Source organism: Gilliamella sp. B3127 (assembly GCF_026536935.1).
Lineage (GTDB): Bacteria > Pseudomonadota > Gammaproteobacteria > Enterobacterales > Orbaceae > Gilliamella > Gilliamella apicola_E.
In genome coordinates this window covers 74,655-95,887 of the sequence record NZ_JAFNNI010000002.1, presented here as the reverse complement: position 1 = coordinate 95,887, position 21,233 = coordinate 74,655, and the positions used below count along the sequence as shown (strand labels likewise).

The following is a 21,233-nucleotide window of genomic DNA, read 5'->3' as shown; positions in this document are numbered from 1 at the left end:
ATGATAACTTCATTGAAATTAGCGATAGTTGGACATGCAAATTTTGGTAAAACTTCACTTTTGCGTGCATTAATAAGAGATAGTCATTTTGGTGATGTTTCTGATAAGCCAGGTACTACTAGACATGTAGAGTCAATCAAACTTCCACTAGTGGATAACACCGACATCACTTTTTATGATACACCTGGATTTGAAGACAGTTTGGCGCTTTATGACTATATCAATCAACTTGTATCGCCTAATAGTAAGCTTGATGGAGTCGATAAATTAACGATTTTTTTACAAAGCCCAGAAGCTGAAAACCTCTTCAATCAAGAAGCAAAAGTAATCCGACAGGTGTTAAATTGTGATGCTGCTATCTATGTGATCGACGTGCGAGAGCCAGTTCTACCTAAATATCACGATGAATTAGCTATCTTAACCAATAGCGATAAACCGATTCTTGCAGTACTTAACTTCATTTCTGCTGAGGAACAGAATGAAAAGGAATGGAAAAGATTGCTTTCAAGAATGGGTATTCATGCTATCATTGGGTTCAACGCTGTTTTTCCACCCTTAGACGGTGAAGAAAAATTGTACAATAGCTTGGCGTTATTGGTTGAACCAGCAAAAAAAATATTGGATAATTGGCTAGTTAATATTGCTGAAACTCGTGAATCACGTAATCGTACAGCTAACCAAATCATTGCAGAAGCATTAGTTGATGTGACTGCTTTTTATGAAATGGCAAAATCTGATGATAAGCAAGCTGTCGCTGACATGCAAAATAAAGTCAGGAAACGTGAACAGAAAGCAATTAATGATTTATTGAAGCTCTATCAATTCGATTCAACTCAAGAGAGTGAAGAGAATTTGCCTTTAATCAAAGGCCGTTATAATGCAGACTTGTTTAATCTTGATGCATTAAAAACGATGGGGGTTCACTTGACCAAAGGTTTTGTGTCGGGCGCTACAATCGGTGCTAGCATTGATTTAGCAACTGGTGGATTATCATTTGGTTCAGCTGCGTTAATAGGTGCAGCCGTTGGTAGTTTAATGCAAACTGCTAAGCATTATGGATCGAGAATGCGCTATCAGCTTTCTGGATTTAGTAAACTAAGTGTTGATGATGTGATCATTTGTTTTCTTTCTTTACGATTAGTTCAGCTTAAAGAGAGTTTAAATTTTCGCAGCCACGCGAACCTTAGCCCAATTAAGTTGTCTAAACTTGATGAGAATAAGTGGCAAAAAGGCGTTTTACCTAAAAGTTTAAAGGTAGCAAGACGTTATTCGCAGTGGTCTACGTTGAATAAAGGAACAAGAAGAAATGACAAGAAAAGACAATCGATTATTAACGAAGTTGCGCAGAAGCTGCGGTAGCGTTAAAAAGCGATTATTAGTAAGCTCACTAATTTTATCATTATTCGTATTATTTGGTTGTAGTAGCAGTCATAGCCAAGTATCAGTTAAATCTGATCCTGTGATGTTAGCCAAAATTGAACAGCACTACTCAAAATGGAAGAGAACACCTTACCGTTATGGTGGTACTACTTTAGCTGGTAGTGATTGTTCTGGTTTAGTTATGAACTTCTACAAAAATAGATTACAAAAGACCCTTCCAAGAAGTGCTGCTGAACAAGCTAAATTAGGTTATAAAGTTACCACGCCTAAAGCGGGTGATTTAGTCTTCTTCAAAACTGGACGTAGTCGTAGCGGATTACATGTTGGTATTTATTATGCAGATGGTAAATTCTTACATGCTTCAACTTCAAAAGGTGTTATCTATTCAAATCTGAATGAAGATTACTGGAAAAAACATTACTGGATGACACGTCGTGTGACTGGTCGTTAAAAAAGTTTAATAAATATAATAAAAAACTCTCTATATTTAGAGAGTTTTTTTTATTCCCAAAAATTGGATCTTCATTAATAAGATTAAACGGATTAATTTAACCAATTAATCCGTTTTTAGATTTAGCTGTCAGCTGGCGTTTCTATATCGGAATAGGTTGCTAGCATCTGCAAGAATTTAAATTTGGAATTAACCATTTTTGCAGATTGCTCATGCAAGGTATTAGCAATCACTGGCTCAAGTGTTTCTAAACGACGGAATCGCTGTTCTTTGAGTAACACATCAGATAATGATTCACTGTTTGGTGCTTTTGAGTCTAGCACTAGACCCGGTTTTCCTTCTTGCATACGACGAGGATCATAACGGTATAGTGGCCAAAAACCTGATTTTACTAAATCTTTCATTTGTTCATGAGATTTAGATAAATCATAACCATGTTCTTCACAAGGACTATAAGCAATAACGAGAGAAGGGCCGTTATAGGCTTCAGCTTCTTGTAATGCTTTTAGGGTTTGATTTAGTTGTGAGCCTAAGGCAACTTGAGCAACATAAACGTGGCCATACATCATCACACTCACACCTAGATCTTTACGGGCTTTATTTTTACCTAAATCAGCAAATTTTGATACAGCACCCATTGGTGTAGCCTTCGATTGTTGACCACCAGTATTTGAGTAGCATTGAGTATCAAGAACTAAGATATTTACGTTTTCAGTGAGACTCATTACATGGTCTAATCCACCAAACCCAATATCATATGCCCAACCATCACCACCAATTGCCCATACTGATTTATCAATTAAGTAGTCAGCATCTTGTATTAGCTCTTTAGCTTCCGATGAGGTTAAATGAGCTAATTGTTGACGCAGTAAATTGACTTGCGTACGTTTTTCATCAATTGAAAGATCCGGAGATTGTAAATTGATTACAATTTCTGGTGAAATTTCGCCAGCAACATGTTCCAACAAACGTAATGCTCGTTTTTTATGTTGGTTATAGGTAATTCGATAGCCAAGGGCGAATTCGGCATTATCTTCAAATAATGAATTTGCCCATGCTGGTCCTCGACCATTATGATCGGTGGTATATGGTGTTGACGGTAAGTTACCCCCATAAATTGATGAACAACCAGTGGCATTAGCAATAGCGAGATGATCACCATATAATTGCGTTAATAATTTGATGTAAGGTGTTTCACCACAACCCGCACATGCACCAGAATATTCAAATAATGGTGTTAATAGTTGCGATGTGCGTATATCTATACGTTCGAGGGTTTTTATTTCACGATCTGGTAGTGCAGTAAAGTACTCGTAATTAGTCCGCTGTGTTTCAAGATTATCAATGCGCGACTGCATATTGATAGCTTTGATATCAAAGTTATTACGGTCACGTGAAGGACAAACTTCAACACACAAATTACATCCAGTACAATCTTCAGGCGCAACTTGTAATACGTAGCGTTGACCTTTCATATCTCGCGCTTTCACTTCTAGTGAGCTTAACGATTCTGGTGCATTAACTATTTCACTAACCACTTTGGCTCGAATAGCCGCATGAGGACAAGCTACTACACAATGGTTACATTGGGTACAAAGTTCGGGTTTCCAAATTGGAATTTCTTCCGCAATGTTGCGTTTTTCCCATTTGGTGGTACCAACTGGCCATGTTCCATCGGGCGGGAACGCCGAAACGGGTAAAGTATCACCTAAGCCGGCTAACATTGTTGCAGTAACCATTTTAACAAAATCAGGCGCATTGCTTGGTACGACTGATGGGCGCAATGGGCTACTTTCATCAACACAACTTAATGGAATTTGTTCAAGTGATGCGATGGCTAAATCAAGCGCTTTCCAGTTATTTTCAACAATATCTTGCCCTTTACTGCTATAACTTTTGGCAATAACTTCTTTCAGTTGAGTGATACTGAAATCATTTTTAAATATTTCAGATAAATGGAAGAAAGCGGCTTGCATTACGGTGTTTATTCTTGCCCCTAAGTTACATTCTCGAGCAATTTTAGCCGCGTTGATAATATAAAAGTGTGCTCTTTTCTTAATTAATTGAACTTGAACTTCTTTGGGTAATCTATGCCAGACTTCATCCTTACTATAAGGCGTATTAAGCAAAAAGATTCCATCGTCTTTCAATCTTTCAACGATCTGATACTTGTCAATAAACTGATCTTGATGACAACCAATAAAATGAGCACTGGTGATTAAATAAGGTGAATCAATAGGCTCAAGGTTGACTCTAAGATGAGAGGTTGTTAAACCACCTGCCTTTTTCGAGTCATAAACAAAATAACCTTGAGCATAAAACGGTGAGTTATCACCAATAATTTTAATATTATTTTTTGTTGCAGATACGGTTCCATCACTTCCCAAACCATAAAATAATGCTTCAAGTGCCGATTTTTGTGGTATAGATTGTTCTGGTAATGGTAATGATAATCCAGTTATGTCATCGTAAATACCAACAGTAAATCGAGGTTTTGGCTTCTCAGTTGCTAATTCATTAAAAATAGCTAATACCGAGCGAGGATCGAACTCTTTCGAAGATAGACCATAACGACCACCAATAATTTGTGGTAAATAACTACGTTCACCGCGAGAAAAACTTTCAGCAAATGCTGTCATTACATCTAAATAAAGTGGTTCAGCTTGAGCGCCTGGTTCTTTGGTGCGATCCATCACCGCGATTTTTTTCACGGTTTTAGGAATAATATCAAGTAGATGTTTTGCTGAAAAAGGGCGGAATAATCTGACGATGGCTACACCAACTTTTTCATCGTTTTTGATTAGATGATCAACCACTTCTTTGGTGGTACTGACCCCCGACCCCATAATGACAATAATACGTTGCGCATCTTCTGCGCCATAATATTCGAAAGGTTTGTATTTTCTACCTGTCTCTTTTTCAAATGCCTGCATCGCATCAACAACATGGTTGTAAGCATTGTCATAATAGGGATTAATGGCTTCACGACATTGGAAGTAGGTATCAGGATTAGCTGATGTTCCGCGTATTACTGGGTTATCTGGCGTTAATGCTCGAGCACGAAAAGCTTCAATAGCTTGATTAGGTAGTAAGTTACGAATTTGTTCATCACTGATTGGGTAAATTTTATTGACCTCATGTGAGGTTCTAAATCCATCAAAAAAGTGGACAAATGGCACACGACTATTGAGTGTTGCTATTTGTGAAATTAACGCTAAATCTTGAGCTTCTTGCACTGAGCTAGAACAAAGCATGGCGAAACCAGTCTGCCTGATTGACATGACATCTGAATGGTCACCAAAAATAGATAATGCATGAGTTGCAACGGTACGAGCAGCAACGTGTAAAACAAATGGTGTTAATTCTCCCGCTATTTTGTATAGCGAAGGAATCATTAATAGTAAACCTTGTGATGAGGTAAATGATGTTGCTAGTGCGCCAGTCATTAATGCGCCATGCACGGTCGAGATTGCGCCAGCTTCGGATTGCATCTCAACTACTTTTGGGGTATCACCAAATACGTTGGGCTTATTAAATTCTGCCCATGTGCTGGCTTGCTCAGCCATTGATGAACTCGGTGTAATTGGATAAATAGCAATGACTTCGTTTGCACGATATGCGACAGATGACACCGCACTATTAGCATCTGATATGATCATTAAAAAACCTTGTATTTTATCGTTTTATGACATTACTTAGTTATTATATTTTTTGACTATTGTACCAGAAAGTAAGATAGCTTTTAGTTATTTTTGTGTTAAATTTTTCCATTATGACTATCTGTTTTTAATCATGACCAAGCGAATTATCATTGGTAAATCGAATTGCAAAAGTTGATGATTAAGCTAACTTAACAAGTTATTTAAGTTGAAGATTTTTTGAAGGTTTATCAATGAGTAGTATCAATAGCATTGATTAGATAAAAAGTTTATATTATCCAAATGGTTGGATAATATAAACGAATAGTATTATTTAATAATTACACGCTCAGTGGATGATGATGTTTTTATTTCACCTAGTAGCCAGGCTTTTTCACCATGCCCATTAAGCAAATTGATGGCTTGGTCAGCTAACTGTTTTGGTAAAGCGATGATTAAACCAACGCCACAGTTGAAAGTACGATACATTTCATGGCGACTGACATTACCAGCTTGTTGTAACCAATTGAAGATTGACGGCCATTGCCAGCTTGATTCATCAATAATCGCTTGAGTGTTATCCGGTAAAACACGAGGAATGTTCTCCCAAAAGCCACCACCAGTAATATGGGCAATTGCATGAACTTCGATTTTGGAAATCAAATCGAGAACAGATTTGACATAAATTTTGGTTGGAGCAAGTAGATGATCAGCTAATGGTTTTCCATCTAATTGTTCAGTAGCTGGATTTACACCACTCACTTCAATTATTTTTCGAACTAAAGAGTAGCCATTAGAGTGGGCGCCACTTGATGCAAGAGCAATTAAAGCGTCACCATCTTGTACTTTACTCCCATCAATCATTTCTGCTTTTTCAACTACGCCAACACAAAAGCCGGCTAAGTCATAATCATCACCGTGATACATTCCTGGCATTTCAGCTGTTTCACCACCAACTAAAGCGCAGCCTGCTTGTTTACAACCTTCAGCGATACCTGTAACGACTGTTGCTGCAACATCAACATTAAGTTTGCCTGTTGCATAGTAATCTAAGAAGAATAACGGCTCCGCACCTTGAACAATCAAATCATTAACGCACATTGCAACTAAATCAATACCAATTGATTCATGGCGGTTTAAATCCATTGCCAGACGTAATTTTGTGCCAACACCATCAGTACCTGATACTAAAATAGGTTGTTTATATTTTTGCGGAATTGCACATAATGCACCAAAACCACCTAGTCCCCCCATAACTTCAGGACGTTTGGTCTCTTTTACAACAGATTTAATGCGATTTACCAGTTCATTGCCTGCATCGATATCGACACCGGCATCTTTATAGCTAAGAGATTTGTTATTTGACACGGGAGCAGTCCTTACAGTAGAAAAATTGTATGATATTTTAGCAAGGATGAAATTTATTGGCGACTAATTATTGATAAAATAACTTATTAATTAAAGAGATTCATTGTTCTCAAACCAACTCTCTAAAATAATAATGGCAGAAGTTGCATCAACATGACCTTTTTCAAGCGCCCGATAACCACGTGAAGCAAAAATGTGTGATTTAGCCTCAACTGTGGATAATCGTTCATCTTGTAGATGTACTTGATAACCAAACATACCATGCAAACGGTTAGCAAATTTGCGAGCTCTAGCGGTTAAAGGTTGTTCTGTGCCATCCATATTTAGTGGTAGTCCAACCACTAAATAATCGGGTTTCCATTCATTAAGTACTTTTTCAATCGCTTGCCAATTAGGTATGCCATCACGAGCTTTAAATGAACAAAGTGGGTTAGCTGTTTTGGTGATGTCCTGACCAATAGCTGCACCAATACTTGCAGTACCAAAATCAAATGCAATAATAGTTGCCATTGTCTATGCATTACCCATTTGGTGAGAAATAGTACTGATATTAATGCCCAATGATTCAGCCGCTTTTTTCCAACGATCCTCAATAGCCACTTCAAAAATAATTTGTGGATCAGCTTCGGTAACTAACCAGTCATTTTTGGCTACTTCACTTTCAAGTTGTAATGATTGCCAACTTGAGTAACCCAGTGCTAGAAAGATATCTTTTGGTTGTTCTGGAGAGCCAATCGATTTCAATGCGTCAAGTGATGTGGTTATCATCACATCATCAGAAATCTGTATACTTGATGCAAACCCCTTATGAGGCGTGTGTAAAATAAAACCTTGCTCCTCGGCAAGTGGTCCACCACAAAATACTGGATGCTCAAGTTCAGCACAACTTTTTGAGGCAGTGATTTCAAGACGGGACAATACGGTTTCAACATTGAGATCTATAATAGGCTTATTCAAAATAATACCCATTGCACCATCACGATTATGTTCACAGATATACACCACAGAACGACTAAATACTGAATCATGTAGTGTTGGCATAGCAATAATAAAATGATTTTTTAAATTCATACGCTCACATTGTTGTTAAATTATAATGCACATTTACCAATTTTGACTTTATGTTCTACATTACAACGCATTAATACTTCTGGATGATTGGTTTCTTCGTTAATTGATTCACCAATAATTTCAAAATCCTGCGATAAGTAAAAGTTAATCGCATCACTATTTTGTTTATACACATGTACCAATAATTCATTGTGACGCTGTTTTGCTTTTTCAACTAGCGCAGCTCCGGTTCCTTGATGACGAAAACCTTCTTCAACAAAGAGTCCAGAAATATAATTCTCAGTTAAACCTATAAAACCTACTACGCCATTAAGATCTTGGACATAGATAGTTGACATTGGAATCAACATTTTAACTATATCGTAGTTCTGTTTAAAAAATTCAAGATCAATAAAGTTGTGAGCTTGTTCATTACCTTGTAGCCATATCTTCATAATGGCATCTAAATCTTTTGGTTGGTATTCTCTAATCATTTTTTTAACTCTTCTTATTTAATCTTGATTCAATCGCGTCCATTAAAAGCCCCGTGATAGATAAATCTGGATGGGCAGTTTCAATTTCTCGTACACAAGTTGGACTAGTGACGTTAATTTCAGTTAATTTATCCCCAATTACATCAAGTCCGACAAATAAAAGTCCTTTTTGTTTTAATGTTGGTCCAATACTGTTGGCAATTTTCCAATCACTATCACTTAAAGCTCTTACTTCACCATGTCCGCCAGCGGCTAAGTTTCCACGTGTTTCTCCTTTTTGAGGTATCCGCGCCAAACAATAAGGAACTGGAACACCATCGACAACTAAAATACGTTTATCACCATCTTTTATTGCTGGGATAAAATTTTGCGCCATACAGTAGCGAGTATTATGCTCGGTAAGTGTCTCAATTATCACAGACACATTGGGATCATCTTGTTTGATTCTAAAAATTGACGAACCGCCCATACCATCAAGTGGTTTTAAAATAATGTCATGAAATTGTTGGTGGAAAGCCTTAATTTGTGATGTTTGGCGAGTAACTAAAGTTTCCGGCGTAAAATCAGCAAACCAAGCAGTAAATAATTTTTCATTACAATCACGTAAGCTTTGTGGCTTATTAACCACTAATACGCCTTTATCTTCAGCGCGTTCTAAAATATAAGTCGCATAGATAAATTCGGTATCAAAAGGCGGATCTTTACGCATTAGTATCACATCGAGTTCACTTAATGCTATTGTTTGTTCGTCACCAAAATCAAACCAATGTTCACTATTGTTATGAACTGTTAGTATACGAGTGGTTGCACTTGCTTCACCATTACGTAAAAACAGATCATTCATCTCCATATAATAGAGTTGATAACCTCGCTTTTGTGCTTCAAGCAGCATAGCAAAGCTGGTATCTTTTTTTAATTTGATATGGCTGATGGGGTCCATAACAATACCAAGTTTAATCATGTTGACTCCTTACTGATTTTATCTGATTGCATTGAATTTGCTGTTGATGACTTGCACGCTTTTCTACCTATTTAATATTGCTTATAAGAAAACAAGGCCGAGCGTGGTTTTAGCAATAAAAATCAAGTTTTGAACTATCATACTCGTTACCGATTAATAAGCAAAGCAATCAATTGTTAACTCATTCATTTTGGGTGATTAACCTAAATCACCTAAACGAACTTGAAGGGCGGTTATGGCTGTTAGTGCAGCTGTTTCAGTTCGTAAAACTCGTGGACCGAGTAAAATATCTGTAAACTGATATTGATGCGTCATCTGAATTTCTTCGTTAGATAGCCCACCTTCTGGTCCAATTAATAAACTAATGTTTTTATCCTCAGACGACAGTTGATTTATGCCTTTTTCTGCTTTTGGATGTAAGTTGAGTTTTAAGCTATCAGTTAAACTTGCACACCAATTTTCTAATTTCATTACCGAGTTTACGGTAGGGATGATGTTACGCCCACATTGTTCACAGGCAGAAATAACAATTTTTTGCCATTGTTGAACCTTCTTTTCAAGCCTTTCTTGATCAAGCTTTACGCCACAGCGTTCAGAAAGTAGTGGGGTAATGGTACTCACGCCTAATTCAACTGATTTTTGAATAGTAAACTCCATTTTATCACCACGAGAAATAACTTGGCCTAAATGAATGTTTAAAGGTGATTCTCGATCATCAATAACAGTCGTTGCTGTTTTTACAACAACGTTTTTTTTGTTTACTTCATGGATCACTGCTGGCGTAATTTGGTTAGAGCCGTCAAACAACGTCACTGATTCGCCAGGCTTCATTCTTAATACACGGATCAGGTGATTAAAAGCATTATCGTCCAAGGTAATTAAGCTATTTTGGGTGATGGTGTAGGGTTGAAAAATTCGAGTCATATCATCTTTTATTCACTATTATTTGAAATAAATTATAGCGTAATTTAATAAGATTCGGTAATCTCTATTTTAAACAATATCAATGCTTGGAATTGAATATGACATTAACGATTAAAGATAGAGTATTAATTGAATCTCTAACAGTTTATACCACAATTGGTGTTTATGATTGGGAAAAAAACATCAAACAGAAGCTAGTCCTTGATTTAGAAATGGCTTGGGATAATAAGCCAGCAGGAAAAAGTGATAATGTAGAATTTTGTTTAGACTATTTCGTTGTTTCACAATCAATAACATCATTTATTGAAGCAAATAAATTTGAGCTTATTGAAACGGTAGCTGAACGTGTTGCACAGTTAGTTATTGAACAATTTTCAGTTCAATGGTTAAAAATCAAAGTTTCAAAACCAGATGCGATTGCTAATGCAGGCAATGTTGCTGTGATTATTGAACGTAGTATTAATTAACTCAACAAATTAATGAATAAAAAAAACGAAACGCTAGATAAAGCCCTTAATGAGCGAAGTGATAATTTACATCATAGAGCTTTTAAAAATAGTGAGCCTTTTTCAATTAAATTGACTGACGCGCTACGTTGGCGCCTTAAACGTAAAGTCTTACCACCCAAAGCGGGATATCAAGTATTTAACCAAACTTGGTGTAGCTCAATTGATTTAAATTTAGAAGGTGATAGAGTCTGGTGGATAGGGCATTCAACTACGTTAATAAGACTTAATAATAAATGGATATTAACCGATCCGGTTTTTTCCAACCGAGTCTCGCCGTTCCAATTTATTGGCCCCAAACGACGAACTAAACCCGCTATTACTATCGATAAATTACCAACGATTGATGTAGTTTTGATATCGCATAGCCATTATGACCATCTTGATTTTAATAGTATAAGGCAACTGGTAAAACGTTTTCCACAAATGACTATTTTAGTTCCCCTAGGGCTCAAAACCAAACTATTAAAATGGGGAGCGAAGCAAGTTATTGAGTTGGACTGGTGGCAATCTTCTAATATTGGTGGAATAACGTTTACTGCGACACCAGCAAAGCATTGGAGTAATCGTGGTGCTTTTGATGTCAACAAATCATTATGGTGTGGTTGGGTAATGCAGAATGATGACTCGCCGTTATCAAAAAATATCTACTTTATGGGGGATACCGGCTATTCAACCAGTTTAAAGAAAATAGGCGAAAGGTTTAAGCAAATCGATCTAGCCTTGATCCCCATCGGCGCATATGCACCGCGTTGGTTTATGCAATCACAGCACATCGACCCTCAACAAGCATTGCAACTGTATGATGAATTAAATTGCCAATCAGCGATCGCCATTCATTGGGGAGCTTTTGAATTAGCGGATGAATCGTTAGATGAACCACCTTTTTTATTAAATTCTTTGAAGAAAGGTCGTGCTTTTCACGTAATAAAAATAGGTGATAGCTTTGCTATCAATCAGTTTAATAATGCATTAGAATAATGAATAAATTATAGGATAACTAAATATTTGCGAGGGGATATGATGAAACCAGTAATTATCGCACTAACTTGCCTTACACTAAGTTTAAGTTTAACAGCTTGTGGTGGTAAAAATGATGAAGGCAAACAGTACCATTGGTCAAAAGCTCACGGTGTGCTTGAAGATTGCCGAGGGGTGATGAATAAATCAGAACAATGCCAAAAAAATTCAAACAATCAACAGTACTTATTCCAAATAGATAGGTATTAATATGAGCGCTTGGCTTGTTTATGCTTTGCTATCGGCAATTACCGCTGCCTGTGTTGCAATTTTAGGTAAAATTGGTTTACAACACCTTGATGCCAATACTGCAACAGCAATACGGGCTATTGTTATGGCGATTTTTTTAGTTGGCGTGGTTGCCGTGCAAGGAAAGCTAAATCTAATTAACACGTTCTTTAACGATAAGAAAGCATTACTTATTATCGCATTGAGTGGAGTCGCTGGGGCATTATCTTGGTTATTCTACTTCATGGCAATTAAAGAAGGTAAAGTCTCGCAAGTTGCCCCGATTGATAAACTTAGCGTTGTTTTTGCCGTAATTTTTGCTGTTATTATCTTTGGCGAAAAAATTTCATTTCTTTCAGCCATTGGTGTTGCCATGATTGCTGCAGGTGCTGTTTTAGTTGCGCTATTTTAATAAATTATTAAACAGCTCAACTGTCACATATTCACCTTTAGCAACATTGCCTCTTTCTTGCTCAAGGATGATAAAGCAGTTGGCATGATTAAACGACTGAGTTAGATGTGAGCCTTGTTGACCAGTTGAAGCAACTTCTAATTCACCTTCAGAATTAACTTGCAACACACCGCGTTGAAAATCTAATCGGCCAACACTTTTTTTAAGATTCGTTGCTGCTTTAACTTTAAATGACAGATTGTTAGAGGTTAAATGCTCTCCTGACAGTGCTAAAATCAAAGGCTGAACTAACTGATAGAAAGTGACCAATGTCGAAACTGGATTGCCGGGTAATCCACAAAACAACGCATCACCTATCTTTCCAAAAGCAAACGGCTTACCGGGTTTTATAGCAATTTTCCAGAAATTAATTTTACCCAGTGTTTCTAAAGCTGTTTTTGTATAATCTGCATCACCAACAGAAACTCCTCCGCTTGTAATCACTAAATCAGCAAGTTTAGACGCTGTTTCAAGTGATTGCTTAATTCGGTTCGGATCATCGGCAATAATACCTAAATCGATAATTTGGCAATTTAATTTAGATAATAATAATTTTAGCGTAAATCGATTACTATCATAAATTGCACTTTTGTTTGTTAGTGGATCACCAATATCGGTTAATTCATTTCCGGTTGAAAAGATAGCGACTTTTATTTTTTTATAGACGACTAATTCAGTTATACCAAGCGTGGCTAAACTTGATAGTGTTGGAATGGTTAAACGTGTACCTTTAGTCACCACCACCGAATCTTGTTTAACATCTTCGCCGATACAACGAATATTGCTACCTAATTTAATATCACCTAAAAAATTAATACCTGACTCTGTTTGCTCTGTCTCTTCTTGCATCACCACAGCATCAGCTTGTTCAGGAACAGGCGCGCCAGTCATAATGCGTAAGCAACTCCCTAATGGCCAATTCAGATTAGAGATATCATCTCCAGCAAAAATAGTACCGGCTAAAGGTAATAATTTCGATTGATTGATATCAGCTAACCTTACCGCATAACCATCCATAGCCGAATTGTTAAAACTTGGTACATTAATTGGAGAAATAACCGGTTCAGCAGTAACACAATCTAAGGTGTCAAATAATGCAACTTTTTCACTTGAAAGTTGATTGTATAATGATGATGCTTCAAGTATATTTTTTTTAGCTTGCTCAAAGGTTAATAACATAAATGAAGCTCCTTATAATTGATTATCCATTCAGGGCAGAGTGATATTGGCGAGTTATTAATTTTACAAAATTGAAATAAATAGGGTGCGGTATTAAACTGCACCCATTAAACGTTGATTATACATTGAATAAGAAATTCATAATATCGCCATCTTGTACGACATAATCTTTGCCTTCTGAACGCATTTTTCCTGCTTCTTTTGCACCTTGTTCACCACCATATTTGATAAAATCATCAAAGGCAATGGTTTGTGCACGGATAAATCCTTTTTCAAAATCGGTGTGAATTTTACCCGCTGCTTGAGGTGCAGTATCACCAACAGAAATAGTCCAAGCACGAACTTCTTTAACGCCAGCAGTAAAATAAGTTTGTAAGTTAAGTAAACTATAACCCGCGCGGATAACTCTATTTAGACCCGGTTCGGTTAAACCAAGATCTTGCATAAATTCATCACGATCAGCATCATCAAGCTCAGCAAGTTCTGCCTCAATAGCTGCACAAACTGGTACTACGACTGCTTTTTCTTGTTCAGCGATGGCTTTCACTTTATCTAAAAACGGATTGTTTTCAAAACCATCTTCATTGACATTCGCGATGTACATAGTTGGTTTTAACGTTAAGAAACTAAGATATTTAATCGCATCTAGTTCTTCTTTACTTAAATCTAAAAGTAATAATTTTTTACCTTGTTCAAGGTGAGGAAGGCACTTTTCAAGAATCTCAAGTTCATATTTAGCGTCTTTATCACCACCTTTAGCTCGTTTTTGTAAACGGGTAATAGCGCGTTCACAGGCTTCAAGATCGGCTAACGCAAGTTCTGTGTTAATAATTTCGATATCTTCAGCTGGATCGATTTTACCTGCAACATGAACAATGTTTTCGTTTTCAAAACAACGAACAACATGGCCAATTGCTTCGGTTTCACGAATATTAGCTAAGAATTGGTTACCAAGTCCTTCCCCTTTAGATGCACCTTTTACTAAACCTGCGATATCAACAAATTCCATGGTCGTTGGTAATGTTCGTTGCGGCTTAACAATTTCCGCTAATTGATCTAAACGTGGATCGGGCATTGGCACTACGCCTGTATTAGGTTCGATAGTACAAAACGGAAAGTTAGCCGCTTCAATCCCAGCTTTAGTTAGTGCATTAAAAAGCGTTGACTTGCCCACATTTGGTAGACCGACAATTCCACATTTAAATCCCATATTGTTTATTACCTTGTGTTATAAAAATCTTAAACGTTGATTATATACTAAATTGCACTAATTGTGCTAATGCTGATGATATAATATCATCGAAATCAACACTTAAAACGATACTCTGCTTAATCTCAACAAAGTTTTATTAACAATATAATTGTTAGCTAATTTTGAAAGGTTAATCCGAGTTGATATAATTGATTTTTTTTCAGCCCATAAATTTCAGCAGTTATCGCTGCGGCTTTTTTTAAAGGTAGCTCATTTAATAACAGTTTTAGTGTATTAATTGCTTTTGCATCAATCACATCATCCGTTTTACTCACACCTTCGGCAATTAAAACGAATTCGCCTTTTTGTCGGTTACTATCTTCTTCTAACCATTCAATCAGATCTTTTATGGAAAAATGGACGATGGTTTCCCAAGTTTTGGTCAGTTCTTTAGCTAACACAATCTGTCTATCGCTTCCCCAAATGGTTTGCATATCATGCAAGGTATCTAAAAGTCGATGCGTTGATTCGTAAAAAATCATAGTTCGTGGTTCATCAATTAACGTAGTAAGATAATCTTGTCGTGCTTTTGTTTTAGCCGGTAAAAATCCCTCATAACTAAATCTATCCGAAGGTAATCCAGCCACTGAGAGTGCCGCAATGGCTGCACATGCACCAGGGATGGGTACTACATTAATATTATTTTCACGGCAAGCTTTCACTAAATGATAACCGGGGTCATTGATTAGTGGTGTGCCTGCGTCAGATATTAACGCTATTGATAATCCCGATTTTAGTTTTTCAATTAATAGTTGTGATTTATCTTGCTCATTATGATCATGTAAGGCGAACAATTTGGCTTTAATCCCCAAATGTTGCAAAAGCAGTCCACTATGACGGGTATCTTCAGCCGCAATTAAGTCAACTTGCTTAAGTGTATTAATCGCGCGATGGGTAATATCATCTAAATTACCAATAGGTGTTGCTACAATATATAAAGTCATTATTTTGGGATCACTGTAAATTTTTAAGTCTTAAATATACTATATCAAATTTAATGTACATACTCCTAGTGCCGAAAAAAGTCTTAATCAATAAAACATAGACGGATAATAGGGCATTTATTAAACCAAATTTTAGCAATCATTTTATACTGGTGACAGATTTCATCTAAAAATCGCCTAAATAACTTACAATAAGCAACATAAACTGTAAAATTTGCCGAATTTACAGTTTTTAAGCAATAAAAATGCTATTTTAGCTGTGATTTTATTGATTTAGCTTGCTGGTAATTAATATAATAGCTTTTTGTTATAAAAACGATAAAATGTTCGTATTAAAACTATATATATAAATGAAAGGTGTTATTGTGAAAAAAATTCTCACATTAAGTTGTTTAAGTTTGATGATTTCTGCTTGTACGCAGACAAATCCAGCTGATATCGAAGATATATCTGATTCTTCGAGATCTTCTACCTCCTCGGTTTACACAAAACCGCCTGAAATTATTTCCAAAGGTAATCGAGCGCCATCATCTACATCAACTTATACACCATCGGCGCCAGCATCTCGTAATTCGACTAGCGGTTCAACTAGTCAAGGTGTTGTGACATCAAATGAACGTATTGTCTATAATCGTGATTATAATGATATTCCAAAAGGTGGCTATCAAGGTGATACTTACACCGTCAAACGAGGCGATACACTGTTTTATATCGCTTGGGTAACCGGTAATGATTATCGAGCATTAGCTGCTAAAAATAATATCAAAGAACCTTTTGCTGTAAGTGTAGGTCAAGTACTTGATGTTAGCGGTGGCACAACGATCGTTGAAACTAAAAAAACCACATCAACGAATACTCCTTCTCAGACTAGTTCAACAAAACCAGTTGTAACAACAGTAACTACTACAACAACTACTACATCTGGTACTAATAAACCAACCAATACAGTTGAAACTACTGAAACTGTAACTGAACCGGCTTCAACCACATCGCCATCTAGCTCAACATCGAATGTTGCCAATATTACATGGCAATGGCCGGCACAAGGTAAGATCATTGAAAAATTTTCTAATGCAACTAAAGGTATAGATATTGCTGGTTCATTAGGCGCTAAAGTCGTTGCAGCAGCGGATGGTCGAGTGGTTTATTCTGGTAATGCATTACCAGGTTATGGTAACTTAATCATTGTAAAACACAATGATGACTATTTAACGGCGTATGCGCATAACCAAACTATTTTGGTTAAAGAACAACAAAATGTTCGAGCAGGTGAACAAATTGCGACAATGGGCGCAACGGGAACTTCATCAGTACGACTACACTTTGAAATTCGTTATAAAGCGCAATCAGTCGATCCATTAAAATACTTATCTAAATAATAAGTGTTTAAAACGATTAAAACGTTAAAAATGCACTTAATCAAACGTGCATTTTTAACGAAAGTCCAATTCATTTAACCATTTTATTTTACGTAACTAAGGAGTTATATTCATGGCAGTAAAAAAATTAGTTCTTATTCGTCACGGAGAAAGCGTTTGGAATCAAGAAAACCGTTTTTGTGGTTGGACTGATGTTGATTTATCTGACAAAGGTAACAAAGAAGCTGCTGAAGCAGGTAAATTACTAAAACAAGAAGGCTTTACATTTGACTATGCATATACTTCAGTTTTAAAACGTGCTATTCATACATTATGGCACATCCTTGATGAAGTTAATCAAGCATGGTTACCGGTTGAAAAGAACTGGAAATTAAACGAACGTCATTATGGTGCGTTACAAGGTTTAAATAAAGCAGAAACTGCTGCTAAATATGGTGATGATCAAGTTAAATTATGGCGTCGTGGTTTTGCTATCACTCCTCCTGCACTTGAAAAATCAGATGAGCGCTTCCCTGGTCACGATTCACGATACAGCAAATTACCAGAATCAGAATTACCATTAACTGAAAGCTTGGCATTAACAATTAAACGTGTACTTCCTTACTGGGAATCAACTATTGCACCACGTGTTGCAAAAGGTGAACGTGTTATTATTGCAGCTCACGGTAACTCTCTTCGTGCTCTAGTTAAGCATTTAGACAATATCAGTGATGATGACATTATCGATGTTAACATTCCAACTGGCGTACCATTAGTTTATGAATTTGATGACAATATGAAAGTTGTTAAACATTACTACTTAGGTAATGCTGATGAAATCGCAGCTAAACAAGCAGCGGTAGCAAACCAAGGTAAAGCCAAATAATTTATTCATCAAAAAGGTAAGTCGAGAGACTTACCTTTTACTTTTAGTGTTACTTATAATTACTATCTAACTTTTTGAGACGCAAATTTTGTCTAAAATTTACTATATTTATGGCGTAATGAACGCCGGAAAATCCACAGAATTACTACAAATAGATCATAACTATTTAAGTAATAATATGCAGACATTATTACTTAAATCATCGGTCGATACTCGCGACTCCGCAGTTGAGATTGTATCTCGACTTGGATTACGTAAAAAAGCATTACAACTTGATGATAATACTGTTGATGGTATTATTGAACAGATCAAACAAAATAACTATGCGTGTATTTTGATTGATGAAAGTCAATTTTTATCTTCCAATACCATATGGAAGTTGTCAGACGTATGTGATGAGTTTGGCGTTCCGATGATGTTTTTTGGATTAAAGACCGATTATATGGGACATTTGTTTGAAGGTTCGAAAACATTATTAGAAATTGCTGATAATTATAGAGAACTTAAAACCGTATGCTGGTGCGGTAAAAAAGCGACAATGATTCTGTTAGAAGGTGAAAACGGACAAATCGTTAAATTTGGTAATTCAATTCATCTTGGTGATAGTGAATACCATTCAGTTTGTCGAAAACACTGGAAAGCAGGGCAGGTTAGACCCAATTAACGCATATCCTTGCTCATGATGGATATATATTTTAATTATAATTATAAGGAATTAATCTCATGAAAATTAGAAATCTTACGTTAGCTGTCGCGCTTGGAGTAATCTCCTATTCTGCCAATGCTACACATTATATTATTACTGACACCGACATTCAAGTTAGAAAAGGTGGCTGGTATCTAACAAATGTCGAACATGCAAAGGGTGCACCAACTTTTAGTATGCAAAATAGTGTACTTAAAGGTGGGCTTCAAGAAGATGTTGAAGTCTTAACTCTTATAAGTGATGGACTGACTATTAAATTAAGCCCAACTCGTGGTCTAGGTATCCTTTCAGTTGAAGGTGATGGAGTGCGCTTAGGTTGGGATTCACCGGTTGAAGAAGTCGTCCATCCAAATAATATCAACTTAGAAAGCCGTGGTGGTAATGGTTGGTTAGATGGTTTTAATGAAATGATGGTTCGTTGTGGCTTTGAATGGACAGGTCATGCGGTACAAGCTGATGGAATGATGTACACCCTTCATGGGCGCGCGCAAAATACACCTGTTTCAAAACTGTTTGTTGATATTGAAGACGAAGCACCATACACCATTACCGTTAGTGGTCTTATCAAAGAAAAAGCTTTCAAAAAGAGCAATTTAGAAACTTGGGTTAGAATTTCTCATGTACCAGGAACTAAAGAATTTACTGTTCACGATACTGTGACTAACCAAGGTGATTACCCGCGTGATTATCAAATTATCTATCACAGCAATTTTGGTACACCAATCCTTGAAGAAGGGGCAAAATTTGTTGCACCTGTTAAAGAAGTTTCACCATTCAATGATTATGCGGCTACCGGCCTTAAAAATTGGCAAACCTATTTAGGACCAACAAAAAACTTTGACGAAATGGTTTATAACATCTTCCCTTATGCGGATTCAAAAAATCAAACTCAAGTGATGTTGGCTAACAAAGCAGGTGATAAAGGGGTTGGTATTTCATTTAATACTAAACAGTTACCAGTGCTTACATTATGGAAAAACACCGATACGCTTAAACAAGGTTACGTGACCGGTATTGAGCCAGGTACAAGCTTTGCCTATCCAGTTACTATTGAACGTGAACAAAAACGTGTTCCTCAATTAGAACCAGGTAAAAGCGCTGACTTTAAGCTAACATATAGCTTATTATCAAATAAAGAAGCTGTAAAAACTTATGGTGACAAAATTAAAACCATCCAAGGTAAACAAACTACAAAAGTAGTTGAACAACCAATGGCTAAAGAATAAGTTATATCAAATTCCACCGCTAACAAAAAGGTTAGCGGTGACTTTCACTCCGCGATTAAACAAATTCCCATACCTTAACGCACTAATCTAAGTTAAAATAAATTCAGAAATTTAACTGTAGGAATCAATATGAGAAGAATGATAGTTGGTATAAGTGGCGCAACAGGCATTGCTTATGGTATAAAAGCTTTAGAACTCCTAAAACCAATGGACATTCAAACCCATCTTGTCATATCAAAAGCGGCTAAAATAACTGGGAATTACGAACATTCTAAATCCCAGTTAGCACAATTAGAATCTTTAGCCGATATGGTCTATTCGGTTGACAATATTGGCGCTGCCATTGCTAGTGGGTCATATAAAACAATGGGCATGTTAGTTGCACCTTGCTCGATGCGAACACTAGCAGCAATAGCTCATGGTCTATCTGATAATTTATTAACACGCGCTGCTGATGTCGTTTTAAAAGAGCGTCGTCGCTTAGTGTTAATGACACGAGAAGCCCCATTACATCTAGGACATATTAAAAATATGGAAGCGGTGACATTAATGGGGGGAATTATTTTTCCACCTGTTCCTGCGTTATATCAACATATTGAAAGTGTCGATGATATTATCACTCATAGTGTTGCCAGAGCGCTTGATCTGTTCGATATTGATGTACCTAGTTTACCGCGCTGGGGTGAGGATATGAGTCTTAATCAAAAATCTGAATAAAATAATGAAATCATCTGACCATAAAATCGTGCAATTTATTAAACAGCAACATGTGTTAAGTTTGAGCCTAATATTAGCAGAAAACCAACCATGGTCATGCAACGCATTTTATGTATTTGATGAAGTTAATTGGTGCTTATATTTCTTATCAGAATTGAAAACCCAACACGCACAAGCGATGCTAAAAAATCCTAATGTTGCTGGCACGATTAGCATTAGTCCAAAATCGGTTGCTAAAATACAAGGGATACAATTTACAGGCAATGCTCAATTGCTTGCTGAAAATCAAGCAAGTCATGCTTATAAACTTTATTATCATGCCTTTCCTTTTGCCAGAGTGATGAAAGCACCGATTTGGTCTATTCAATTGCAACAAATCAAGATGACAAATAACCTAATGGGTTTTGCGCATAAAACCCATTGGCAACGTAATGGATAGCTTTAAAAGCAGACTTAGCTTTCGAAAATAAACATCATCCAGCGAATGATATTAA

At 36.6% G+C, this 21,233-nt stretch carries 22 protein-coding genes; 12 read left to right on the top strand and 10 right to left on the bottom strand.

The features are described from left to right. Positions 1-1,359, top strand: a complete 1,359-nt coding sequence (locus J3U00_RS03585) for a DUF3482 domain-containing protein (protein ID WP_267331589.1) — start codon at positions 1-3, stop codon at positions 1,357-1,359. Beyond that, positions 1,307-1,831, top strand: a complete 525-nt coding sequence (locus tag J3U00_RS03580; RefSeq protein ID WP_267331588.1) for a C40 family peptidase — start codon at positions 1,307-1,309, stop codon at positions 1,829-1,831. The genes J3U00_RS03585 and J3U00_RS03580 overlap by 53 nt, the downstream gene beginning before the upstream one ends. Positions 1,832-1,953: 122 nt before the next feature. Here the strand turns inward: J3U00_RS03580 and nifJ are convergent, their stop codons facing one another. The 7 genes from nifJ to rsmE all read right to left on the bottom strand — a co-directional run bounded on the left by nifJ (position 1,954) and on the right by rsmE (position 10,266). Beyond that, positions 1,954-5,490, bottom strand: a complete 3,537-nt coding sequence (gene nifJ, locus J3U00_RS03575; protein WP_267331587.1) for a pyruvate:ferredoxin (flavodoxin) oxidoreductase — start codon at positions 5,488-5,490, stop codon at positions 1,954-1,956. A gap of 309 nt (positions 5,491-5,799) precedes the next feature. Then, complete coding sequence (gene purM / locus J3U00_RS03570) at positions 5,800-6,837, bottom strand: phosphoribosylformylglycinamidine cyclo-ligase (RefSeq protein ID WP_267331586.1); 1,038 nt, start codon at positions 6,835-6,837, stop codon at positions 5,800-5,802. A gap of 90 nt (positions 6,838-6,927) precedes the next feature. Further along, the gene (ruvX, locus tag J3U00_RS03565; protein ID WP_065562647.1) at positions 6,928-7,347 is read right to left on the bottom strand and encodes a Holliday junction resolvase RuvX; all 420 of its coding nucleotides are present in this window, start codon (positions 7,345-7,347) and stop codon (positions 6,928-6,930) included. Between the two features lie 3 nt (positions 7,348-7,350). Continuing rightward, positions 7,351-7,908, bottom strand: a complete 558-nt coding sequence (locus tag J3U00_RS03560; protein WP_065562646.1) for a YqgE/AlgH family protein — start codon at positions 7,906-7,908, stop codon at positions 7,351-7,353. A gap of 20 nt (positions 7,909-7,928) precedes the next feature. Continuing rightward, complete coding sequence (locus tag J3U00_RS03555) at positions 7,929-8,381, bottom strand: GNAT family N-acetyltransferase (protein WP_065733951.1); 453 nt, start codon at positions 8,379-8,381, stop codon at positions 7,929-7,931. Positions 8,382-8,385: 4 nt separating this feature from the next. Then, entirely contained in the window at positions 8,386-9,342 is a 957-nt protein-coding gene (gene gshB / locus J3U00_RS03550) for a glutathione synthase (protein WP_267330718.1), read from the bottom strand. 198 nt (positions 9,343-9,540) lie between these two features. Next, on the bottom strand, positions 9,541-10,266 hold the full coding sequence (gene rsmE / locus J3U00_RS03545; RefSeq protein WP_267331585.1) for a 16S rRNA (uracil(1498)-N(3))-methyltransferase: 726 nt from the start codon (positions 10,264-10,266) through the stop codon (positions 9,541-9,543). Positions 10,267-10,364: 98 nt separating this feature from the next. Here rsmE and folB point away from each other — a divergent pair, with 98 nt between their 5' ends. From folB to J3U00_RS03525, 4 genes are read left to right on the top strand one after another with little or no spacing between them, the layout of a single operon-like run. Further along, on the top strand, positions 10,365-10,733 hold the full coding sequence (folB, locus tag J3U00_RS03540) for a dihydroneopterin aldolase (protein ID WP_065562642.1): 369 nt from the start codon (positions 10,365-10,367) through the stop codon (positions 10,731-10,733). 12 nt (positions 10,734-10,745) lie between these two features. Next, positions 10,746-11,753 carry an MBL fold metallo-hydrolase gene (locus J3U00_RS03535; protein WP_267331584.1) on the top strand — a complete coding sequence of 336 codons (1,008 nt, stop codon included), beginning with the start codon at positions 10,746-10,748 and terminating at the stop codon, positions 11,751-11,753. A 42-nt stretch (positions 11,754-11,795) separates the two neighbouring features. Then, entirely contained in the window at positions 11,796-12,002 is a 207-nt protein-coding gene (locus tag J3U00_RS03530; RefSeq protein WP_065562640.1) for a hypothetical protein, read from the top strand. Position 12,003: 1 nt separating this feature from the next. Continuing rightward, positions 12,004-12,432: an EamA family transporter gene (locus J3U00_RS03525; RefSeq protein ID WP_065562639.1), complete on the top strand. Its 429-nt coding sequence runs from the start codon at positions 12,004-12,006 to the stop codon at positions 12,430-12,432. Here J3U00_RS03525 and moeA read toward each other — a convergent pair. The 3 genes from moeA to rsmI form a co-directional block, all read right to left on the bottom strand. Next, entirely contained in the window at positions 12,424-13,650 is a 1,227-nt protein-coding gene (gene moeA, locus J3U00_RS03520) for a molybdopterin molybdotransferase MoeA (RefSeq protein ID WP_267331583.1), read from the bottom strand. The two genes, J3U00_RS03525 and moeA, sit on opposite strands and share 9 nt — an antisense overlap. 118 nt (positions 13,651-13,768) lie before the next feature. Further along, entirely contained in the window at positions 13,769-14,860 is a 1,092-nt protein-coding gene (gene ychF, locus J3U00_RS03515; protein ID WP_065562637.1) for a redox-regulated ATPase YchF, read from the bottom strand. A gap of 158 nt (positions 14,861-15,018) precedes the next feature. Continuing rightward, positions 15,019-15,846, bottom strand: a complete 828-nt coding sequence (gene rsmI / locus J3U00_RS03510; protein ID WP_267331582.1) for a 16S rRNA (cytidine(1402)-2'-O)-methyltransferase — start codon at positions 15,844-15,846, stop codon at positions 15,019-15,021. Positions 15,847-16,211: 365 nt separating this feature from the next. Here rsmI and nlpD point away from each other — a divergent pair, with 365 nt between their 5' ends. The 6 genes from nlpD (at position 16,212) to J3U00_RS03480 (ending at position 21,178) form a co-directional block, all read left to right on the top strand. Next, positions 16,212-17,225 (top strand): murein hydrolase activator NlpD, encoded by a 1,014-nt coding sequence (gene nlpD / locus J3U00_RS03505; protein WP_267331581.1) that lies wholly within the window; start codon positions 16,212-16,214, stop codon positions 17,223-17,225. A gap of 112 nt (positions 17,226-17,337) precedes the next feature. Further along, the gene (gpmA, locus tag J3U00_RS03500; RefSeq protein WP_267331580.1) at positions 17,338-18,090 is read left to right on the top strand and encodes a 2,3-diphosphoglycerate-dependent phosphoglycerate mutase; all 753 of its coding nucleotides are present in this window, start codon (positions 17,338-17,340) and stop codon (positions 18,088-18,090) included. An 88-nt stretch (positions 18,091-18,178) separates the two neighbouring features. Then, positions 18,179-18,754 (top strand): thymidine kinase, encoded by a 576-nt coding sequence (locus tag J3U00_RS03495; protein ID WP_065733958.1) that lies wholly within the window; start codon positions 18,179-18,181, stop codon positions 18,752-18,754. 59 nt (positions 18,755-18,813) lie between these two features. After that, on the top strand, positions 18,814-20,022 hold the full coding sequence (locus J3U00_RS03490; RefSeq protein ID WP_267331579.1) for an aldose 1-epimerase family protein: 1,209 nt from the start codon (positions 18,814-18,816) through the stop codon (positions 20,020-20,022). Between the two features lie 129 nt (positions 20,023-20,151). Then, positions 20,152-20,739 carry a UbiX family flavin prenyltransferase gene (locus tag J3U00_RS03485; RefSeq protein WP_267331578.1) on the top strand — a complete coding sequence of 196 codons (588 nt, stop codon included), beginning with the start codon at positions 20,152-20,154 and terminating at the stop codon, positions 20,737-20,739. A gap of 4 nt (positions 20,740-20,743) precedes the next feature. Next, a complete protein-coding gene (locus tag J3U00_RS03480; protein WP_267331577.1) occupies positions 20,744-21,178 on the top strand; it encodes a pyridoxamine 5'-phosphate oxidase family protein in 435 nt (144 codons plus the stop codon). Positions 21,179-21,233 lie beyond the last annotated feature (55 nt).

What these genes read in the sequence shown, in the direction of transcription:
- nifJ (WP_267331587.1), bottom strand. Translation starts at nt 5,490, where the DNA reads ATGATCATATCAGATGCTAATAGTGCGGTGTCATCTGTCGCATATCGT.
- ruvX (WP_065562647.1), bottom strand. Translation starts at nt 7,347, where the DNA reads ATGGCAACTATTATTGCATTTGATTTTGGTACTGCAAGTATTGGTGCA.
- J3U00_RS03490 (WP_267331579.1), top strand. Translation starts at nt 18,814, where the DNA reads ATGAAAATTAGAAATCTTACGTTAGCTGTCGCGCTTGGAGTAATCTCC.
- folB (WP_065562642.1), top strand. Translation starts at nt 10,365, where the DNA reads ATGACATTAACGATTAAAGATAGAGTATTAATTGAATCTCTAACAGTT.
- J3U00_RS03480 (WP_267331577.1), top strand. Translation starts at nt 20,744, where the DNA reads ATGAAATCATCTGACCATAAAATCGTGCAATTTATTAAACAGCAACAT.
- J3U00_RS03555 (WP_065733951.1), bottom strand. Translation starts at nt 8,381, where the DNA reads ATGATTAGAGAATACCAACCAAAAGATTTAGATGCCATTATGAAGATA.
- gshB (WP_267330718.1), bottom strand. Translation starts at nt 9,342, where the DNA reads ATGATTAAACTTGGTATTGTTATGGACCCCATCAGCCATATCAAATTA.
- J3U00_RS03560 (WP_065562646.1), bottom strand. Translation starts at nt 7,908, where the DNA reads ATGAATTTAAAAAATCATTTTATTATTGCTATGCCAACACTACATGAT.
- rsmI (WP_267331582.1), bottom strand. Translation starts at nt 15,846, where the DNA reads ATGACTTTATATATTGTAGCAACACCTATTGGTAATTTAGATGATATT.
- moeA (WP_267331583.1), bottom strand. Translation starts at nt 13,650, where the DNA reads ATGTTATTAACCTTTGAGCAAGCTAAAAAAAATATACTTGAAGCATCA.
- rsmE (WP_267331585.1), bottom strand. Translation starts at nt 10,266, where the DNA reads ATGACTCGAATTTTTCAACCCTACACCATCACCCAAAATAGCTTAATT.
- J3U00_RS03530 (WP_065562640.1), top strand. Translation starts at nt 11,796, where the DNA reads ATGAAACCAGTAATTATCGCACTAACTTGCCTTACACTAAGTTTAAGT.
- J3U00_RS03525 (WP_065562639.1), top strand. Translation starts at nt 12,004, where the DNA reads ATGAGCGCTTGGCTTGTTTATGCTTTGCTATCGGCAATTACCGCTGCC.
- gpmA (WP_267331580.1), top strand. Translation starts at nt 17,338, where the DNA reads ATGGCAGTAAAAAAATTAGTTCTTATTCGTCACGGAGAAAGCGTTTGG.
- J3U00_RS03535 (WP_267331584.1), top strand. Translation starts at nt 10,746, where the DNA reads ATGAATAAAAAAAACGAAACGCTAGATAAAGCCCTTAATGAGCGAAGT.
- ychF (WP_065562637.1), bottom strand. Translation starts at nt 14,860, where the DNA reads ATGGGATTTAAATGTGGAATTGTCGGTCTACCAAATGTGGGCAAGTCA.
- J3U00_RS03485 (WP_267331578.1), top strand. Translation starts at nt 20,152, where the DNA reads ATGAGAAGAATGATAGTTGGTATAAGTGGCGCAACAGGCATTGCTTAT.
- J3U00_RS03585 (WP_267331589.1), top strand. Translation starts at nt 1, where the DNA reads ATGATAACTTCATTGAAATTAGCGATAGTTGGACATGCAAATTTTGGT.
- J3U00_RS03580 (WP_267331588.1), top strand. Translation starts at nt 1,307, where the DNA reads ATGACAAGAAAAGACAATCGATTATTAACGAAGTTGCGCAGAAGCTGC.